The organism is Woodsholea maritima DSM 17123, assembly GCF_000382325.1.
GTDB lineage: Bacteria > Pseudomonadota > Alphaproteobacteria > Caulobacterales > Maricaulaceae > Woodsholea > Woodsholea maritima.
On the sequence record NZ_KB908069.1, the window covers coordinates 1 to 5,889 of the forward strand.

A 5,889-nucleotide genomic window follows, 5' to 3' on the forward strand; every position below is an offset into this window, starting at 1 on the left:
CTTGCTCGCCGGATCGAGGTCAGCTGTTGCCTGCCGGGCGTGGGCAAGCGCACCGCCATCACCCTCGCCGCAACCATGCCGGAACTGGGAAGCATGGACCGGCGCCAGGCCGCAAGCCTCGCCGGGCTCGCCCCTCATCCCAAGGACAGCGGGACCCTCAAGGGATATCGCCGGATGCATGGCGGACGCTCGGGCGTCAAGCCAGCTCTCTTCATGGCAGCCTTGTCCGCAAGCCGCGCTAACGGGCCATTAAAAGAGGTCTATCAAAGGCTTATCAACAACGGAAAGAAGCCCATGCTCGCAATCGCTGCCCTCATGCGAAAGATCATCGTTATCCTCAACGCAAGAATCAGGGACGACAGAAAATATCAGAGTTGATGACAGTATTATATTTAAGTCTATGCTTTGCTGAGAGGATATGAAGTTTGGATCCCGGATCTCACATGCGTTCGTCCGGGAACCCGGTTGAGAGAGTTGCCTCTGCGCGGCCCCGGACTGGATCCGGGGGCCATCGACCCCAGAGGGGTCGCAAGCGCGAACGCGCGTGCGCAGCGAAGCGAGGATACAACACACACCCCCTCCGGTCCTAACGGACCACCTCCCCCGCTTTGCAGGGGAGGATAATCGGGCGATCAGCCCGCAGCGCTGCGAGATCCCTAAAAACCAATTAGAAACCGAGACAAGACTGTCTATTGCGTCTCAACCGTGACACTGTTGAGGGCATTGGTCACGGTTTCAGCCTGACCATTCATGGCATCCACAAAGACGGAAATGCCGCCAATAATCGCCACCGCGAACAGGGCCACCATCAGGCCATATTCAATGGCGGTTGCGCCTTTTTCATCGCGGACAAACCGGTTTAGAAGGGCTGACGTGTGCCGTGCAAACGATCGCGCAATTCCGCGGCCAAGGGCTTGTCCGCGGGCGGCATGTCGTATTTCAAAAGATCGTTTGGCCTGACCCATGCGATCGTCTGTCCTTCCTGGGGATCGGGAAATCCGTCCCATTTGCGGCACACAAAAAGCGGCATCAACAGATAGCCACCCTCCATGGGCTCGCTGGCAAAGGCGAAGGGCTGCAGGCATTGCTCACACGGCTCAACCCGCAATTCCTCGCGCAATTCGCGAACCAGAGCGGCCTGAGGGCTTTCGCCCGGCTCGACCTTGCCGCCTGGAAATTCCCACAATCCGCCATGGGCTTTATGGGCCGGACGGCGGGACAGCATGACGCGCCCATCCGGGTCCACCAAGGCCCCCGCCACCACGAGAAGCAATTTCGGTGTGCCCATAAGAGCGCCATGTTCAGAACTCAGCATAGTCATCAGGATCTTCAATTTCGTTAAAGAAGAGGGTTGAGCGGACATTAACCGCAGATATGCCCGTCATTTAGCGCTCTTCGCTGGCGGTTTCACCCTCCTGAGGTGCGTCTAAATCATCGGAGACCAGGCTGTCATCCTCTTCCAAATTCGGATCTTGCGGACTGGCGCTGGGCTGAGCCGTGGGTGCCGGGTCTTCCACCTCAACATCATAGCGCTGGCGCAGATCATCCAGCAGCGCCTCAATCTGATCAAAGGTCAAAAACCGCACGATGGAGGCGCGCATGTCCTCCAGGCTGGGACGAGGCTGCTGGCGGCGCGCTTCGACCTTCAAGACATGCCAGCCAAATTCACTTTGAAAGGGTTCAGAAATTTGCCCCACCTCGGTATTGAACGCGGCTTCCGCGAAGGCCGCCAAAATACCCGAGCGGGTGAAATAGCCCAAATCCCCGCCATTAAAGCGCGTGGCCGGATCTTCACTGACTTGGCGCGCCAGGGCGGCAAAATCTTGACCCGCTTCGAGCAAGCGGATCGCCTCTTCAATCTCTTCGCGGCTGGACAGCAGAATATGGCGCGCGCGCACTTCACTGCGGCGCGGGGCTAAACGCGATTGCTGGTCATAGATCTCTTCGATTGCCTCTTCACTGACAGCTTCGGCGATCAGGGTTTCCATCAGATAATTACCCAGGATCCGCTCTTGCGCCATGCGCAGGCGCCGGGCCGCTTCAGGGCGTTGATCTAGCCCGCGCCGACGCGCCTCCAGAGCCAACAAGCGCTGATCAATCAGCTGTTCCAAAATATCATCGAAGACGCCATCGCCGGGTGCAACCGGCGTTTGCGCCGTGATGATGCCTTGCTGAACCGCTTCATAGCGCACATCGCGAAAGGTGATGATCCCCTCGCCCACGCGCGCAGCAATGCTCACATTCTCCTCGCTTTGGCGGGTATGGGTCACAGGGCCAATATCCTCGCCCTCATCGCCAGAGGGGTCACCCCCTTGGCATGCACACAGCGCCAACAGCATGAGAACAGGAAAAAATAACCGCATTTTCAGTGGGTTTTTCATATATCCACCCTAGGTTTCGGGGCAAGAAAGCTGGCTGACAACCGCCCGCCTTCATTGACACTCTAAGCGGGCCTCCTTAATTGACATGTGTTCTAATTCAATTGGGGGGGTGCGGTCGATAGAGACCTTGCAATTAAGGTCTGTCTTGGCAATCACCCAGACCCCACATTCTACACCAAGCCCCCACAAGGCCCCAAACCATGTTAACATTTGCGCGCAAATTCCTAGGTTCCTCTAACGACCGGTATCTGAAAAAGCTTCAGCCGCAAATTGACAGGATCAACGCTTTAGAGCCGGACTTTCAGGCCTTTAGTGATGAGGCCTTGCGCGGCAAAACCGATGAGTTTCGTGCGCGCCTGGACAAGGGCGAAAGCCTTGACAAGCTGCTGCCTGAAGCCTTCGCGGCGGTGCGCGAAGCGGCAAAGCGCACCTTGGGTTTGCGCCATTATGATGTGCAGCTGTCGGGCGGTATGGTGCTCAATGATGGCTCTATCGCGGAAATGAAAACCGGTGAAGGTAAGACGCTGGTGGCAACACTGGCGGTTTATCTCAACGCGCTTCCGGCGAAGGGCGTGCATGTCGTGACCGTCAACGATTATCTCGCCCAGCGCGATGCCGAGCAGATGAGCCATGTCTATGGCGCCTTGGGCCTGACCACGGGCGTCATTCTGCACGGGATGGATGATCCTGCGCGCCGGGCGGCCTATGCCTGTGATGTGACCTATGGCACCAATAACGAGCTGGGCTTTGATTATCTACGCGATAATATGAAGTTCAGCCGCAAGGAAATGGTTCAGCGCGGTCATCACTATGCCATCGTCGATGAGGTGGACTCCATCTTGATCGACGAAGCGCGCACGCCGCTAATCATCTCTGGGCGCACCGATGATCGCACCGATTTCTACAAGCAGATGAATACGATCATCCCGCTCCTCAATGATGAGGATTATGAGGTCGATGAAAAAGCGCGCTCCATCAGCTTTACCGAAGACGGTAATGAGCATTTGGAAGACGTGCTGCGCGCCCAAGGCTTATTGGAAGAGGGTGATCTTTATGACGTTGAAAATGTCACAATCGTTCACCACGCCAATCAGGCCCTGAAGGCCCATAAGCTGTTCCAGCGCGATAAAGACTATATCGTGCGCGAAGATAAAGTCGTTTTGATCGACGAATTTACCGGGCGGATGATGCCGGGTCGCCGCTTGTCTGAGGGCCTGCACCAAGCCATCGAAGCCAAGGAAGAGGTCGAGATCCAGGCCGAGAACCAGACATTGGCCTCCATCACCTTCCAGAATTACTTCCGCCTTTATGACAAGCTGGCCGGGATGACCGGTACGGCCTCCACCGAAGCCGAAGAGTTTCACGGCATTTATGGTCTGGGCGTGGTTGAAATCCCCACCAACAGGCCGATTGCGCGTATTGACGAAGAAGATGAGCTATATCGCACGGCCCAGGAAAAATATGACGCCTTGGTTGCGGAAATCGCCCTGGCGCATCAGAAAAAACAGCCCGTCCTGGTCGGCACGGTTTCGATTGAGAAGTCCGAAATCATCTCTGCCTTGTTGACGGACAAGAAATATATCGTTGATCTGGGAAATCGCCTGCTCGCGCGCGCCGATGACACAAAAGACAAGGCGGAAAAAGAGCGCCTGACGAAGGCCGGTACGCTGCTGCTCGAGATGGGGCGCGCTGCCAAAGCCAAAGACATTACTGTCCCACACAAAGTTCTAAACGCGCGCTATCACGAGCAAGAAGCGCGCATCGTGGCCCAGGCCGGTCGTCCAGGTGCCGTGACCATCGCCACCAATATGGCAGGGCGCGGAACCGATATTCAGCTGGGCGGCAATGTGGATGCCCGGGTTGAAGAATGGGTCGAAACCCAAACCGCTAATGGCGTTGAGCCGAGCGACGAGGCGATCGCCGCCCAGCGCCAGGTCTTCGCCGCGGAAGTCGCGGAGCTGAAGAAAGAAGCGCTCGCGGCCGGTGGACTTTATGTGATCGGGACCGAGCGCCATGAAAGCCGCCGGATTGATAACCAGTTGCGTGGTCGTACGGGCCGCCAGGGCGATCCGGGCCGGTCTAAATTCTACATCTCCGTCGAAGATGATCTGTTGCGGATTTTTGCGCCTGAACGCCTCGACGGTATTATGCGCACCATGGGCATGAAGCCCGGTGAAGCGATCCAACACCCCTGGATGTCGAAAGCCGTTGAGACCTCACAGAAAAAGGTCGAGCAACGCAATTATGATATCCGCAAAAACATCCTGAAATTCGACGATGTGATGAATGATCAACGCAAAGCGATCTTCGAACAACGTATTGAATTCATGGAAGCCAAGGATGTATCTGACGTCGTGCGCGATATGCGCCATGAAACGGCTGAAGATCTGGTCGCCCTGCACATTCCGCCTAAAGCCTTTGCCGATCAGTGGGATATAGAAGGCCTGAAAGAAGACATCGTCAAACACTTCGCCCTTGAGCTGCCGGTTGAAGACTGGGCCAAGGAAGAAGGCATTGCCGATGAGCAAATCCTGGAGCGCCTGATCAAGGCGGCTGATGAGGCCTATGCCGAAAAAGCCGTCAATGCCGGTCCTGAGTTGATGCGCAATATCGAAAAGCAAATGTTGCTGCAAACCATCGACATCAATTGGCGTGAGCATTTGCAGGCGCTGGATGCTTTGCGCTCGGTCGTGGGCCTGCGCGGCTATGCCCAGCGTGATCCGCTGAACGAATATAAGACCGAAGCCTTCGCCCTATTCCAGCACTTGCTGGGCAGCCTGCGTTCAGAAACCACGCGGATCTTGTCAAACCTGCGCATCGGGATCAGCGCCCCGCCGCCAGAGCTGCGCCCCGCGCCCCGCAATGTTCAAGAAACCCATATCAACCCCAGTACCGGGCGTAATGAGATGGACCAAGGCGCACCGCAATCGAGCGCGCAGAGCCCCTTCCAGGCGCGCACACCGGCCCAAACCCTTGACCCCAATGATCCTTCCACCTGGGGCCGGGTCCAACGTAATGCCGCCTGCCCGTGTGGGTCTGGCAAGAAATATAAGCATTGCCACGGGGCTTTGACCTCATAAGACAAAGGGCGGGTTTTCCCGCCCTTTTTATTGCCCTATCGCCTGTCGGCTATTTGAGGACAGTCTTCCTAGCAAACCCTTTGGGTTCGATTGACCCTGGATCAAGTCCGGGGCCGCGTAGAGGCAACTCTCAACCGGGTTCCCGGCCCTGAGCCGGGATCTACTCTACCCATCGGACACAGCTGGAACTTGAATCAAGAAGTGTCATCCCGGACGAACGTCAGTGAGATCCGGGATCTATGACCCTTGCCATTACGCTCAATAGATCCCGGCTCAAGGCCGGGATGACATTTTTTTCTTTTGTGTCTTCGCTGACGCTGCGGGCGCGCACTTTTTATTTGTCCTATCGCCTGTCGGCTATTTGAGGACAGTCGCGCTTGCGACCCTTCGGGTCGATCCTGTCATGCCAGACTTGATCTGGCATCCAT

General features: G+C 56.6%; 5 protein-coding genes. 2 read left to right on the plus strand and 3 right to left on the minus strand.

Annotation, left to right across the window (positions count from 1 at the left end; genetic code table 11):
- Positions 1–378, plus strand: a 378-nt coding sequence (locus H151_RS0114955; RefSeq protein WP_019962470.1) for a transposase, incomplete at its 5' end; no start/stop codon positions are given.
- Between the two features lie 311 nt (positions 379–689).
- On the opposite strand, the gene H151_RS17915 is transcribed toward H151_RS0114955, so the two are convergent.
- The 3 genes from H151_RS17915 to H151_RS0114975 all read right to left on the minus strand — a co-directional run bounded on the left by H151_RS17915 (position 690) and on the right by H151_RS0114975 (position 2,381).
- Positions 690–809, minus strand: a complete 120-nt coding sequence (locus tag H151_RS17915) for a hypothetical protein (RefSeq protein WP_019962471.1) — start codon at positions 807–809, stop codon at positions 690–692.
- Positions 810–859: 50 nt separating this feature from the next.
- Positions 860–1,315: a (deoxy)nucleoside triphosphate pyrophosphohydrolase gene (locus tag H151_RS0114965; protein WP_019962472.1), complete on the minus strand. Its 456-nt coding sequence runs from the start codon at positions 1,313–1,315 to the stop codon at positions 860–862.
- A 70-nt stretch (positions 1,316–1,385) separates the two neighbouring features.
- A complete protein-coding gene (locus H151_RS0114975) occupies positions 1,386–2,381 on the minus strand; it encodes a peptidylprolyl isomerase (protein ID WP_019962473.1) in 996 nt (331 codons plus the stop codon).
- Positions 2,382–2,581: 200 nt separating this feature from the next.
- Between H151_RS0114975 and secA the strand changes: the two genes are divergently transcribed.
- Positions 2,582–5,461, plus strand: a complete 2,880-nt coding sequence (secA, locus tag H151_RS0114980) for a preprotein translocase subunit SecA (protein WP_019962474.1) — start codon at positions 2,582–2,584, stop codon at positions 5,459–5,461.
- Positions 5,462–5,889: the final 428 nt, after the last annotated feature.

Excerpts from the sequence above, each read along its gene's own strand:
- H151_RS17915 (WP_019962471.1), bottom strand. The coding sequence starts at position 809 with ATGGTGGCCCTGTTCGCGGTGGCGATTATTGGCGGCATTTCCGTCTTT.
- H151_RS0114965 (WP_019962472.1), bottom strand. The coding sequence starts at position 1,315 with ATGCTGAGTTCTGAACATGGCGCTCTTATGGGCACACCGAAATTGCTT.
- H151_RS0114975 (WP_019962473.1), bottom strand. The coding sequence starts at position 2,381 with ATGAAAAACCCACTGAAAATGCGGTTATTTTTTCCTGTTCTCATGCTG.
- secA (WP_019962474.1), top strand. The coding sequence starts at position 2,582 with ATGTTAACATTTGCGCGCAAATTCCTAGGTTCCTCTAACGACCGGTAT.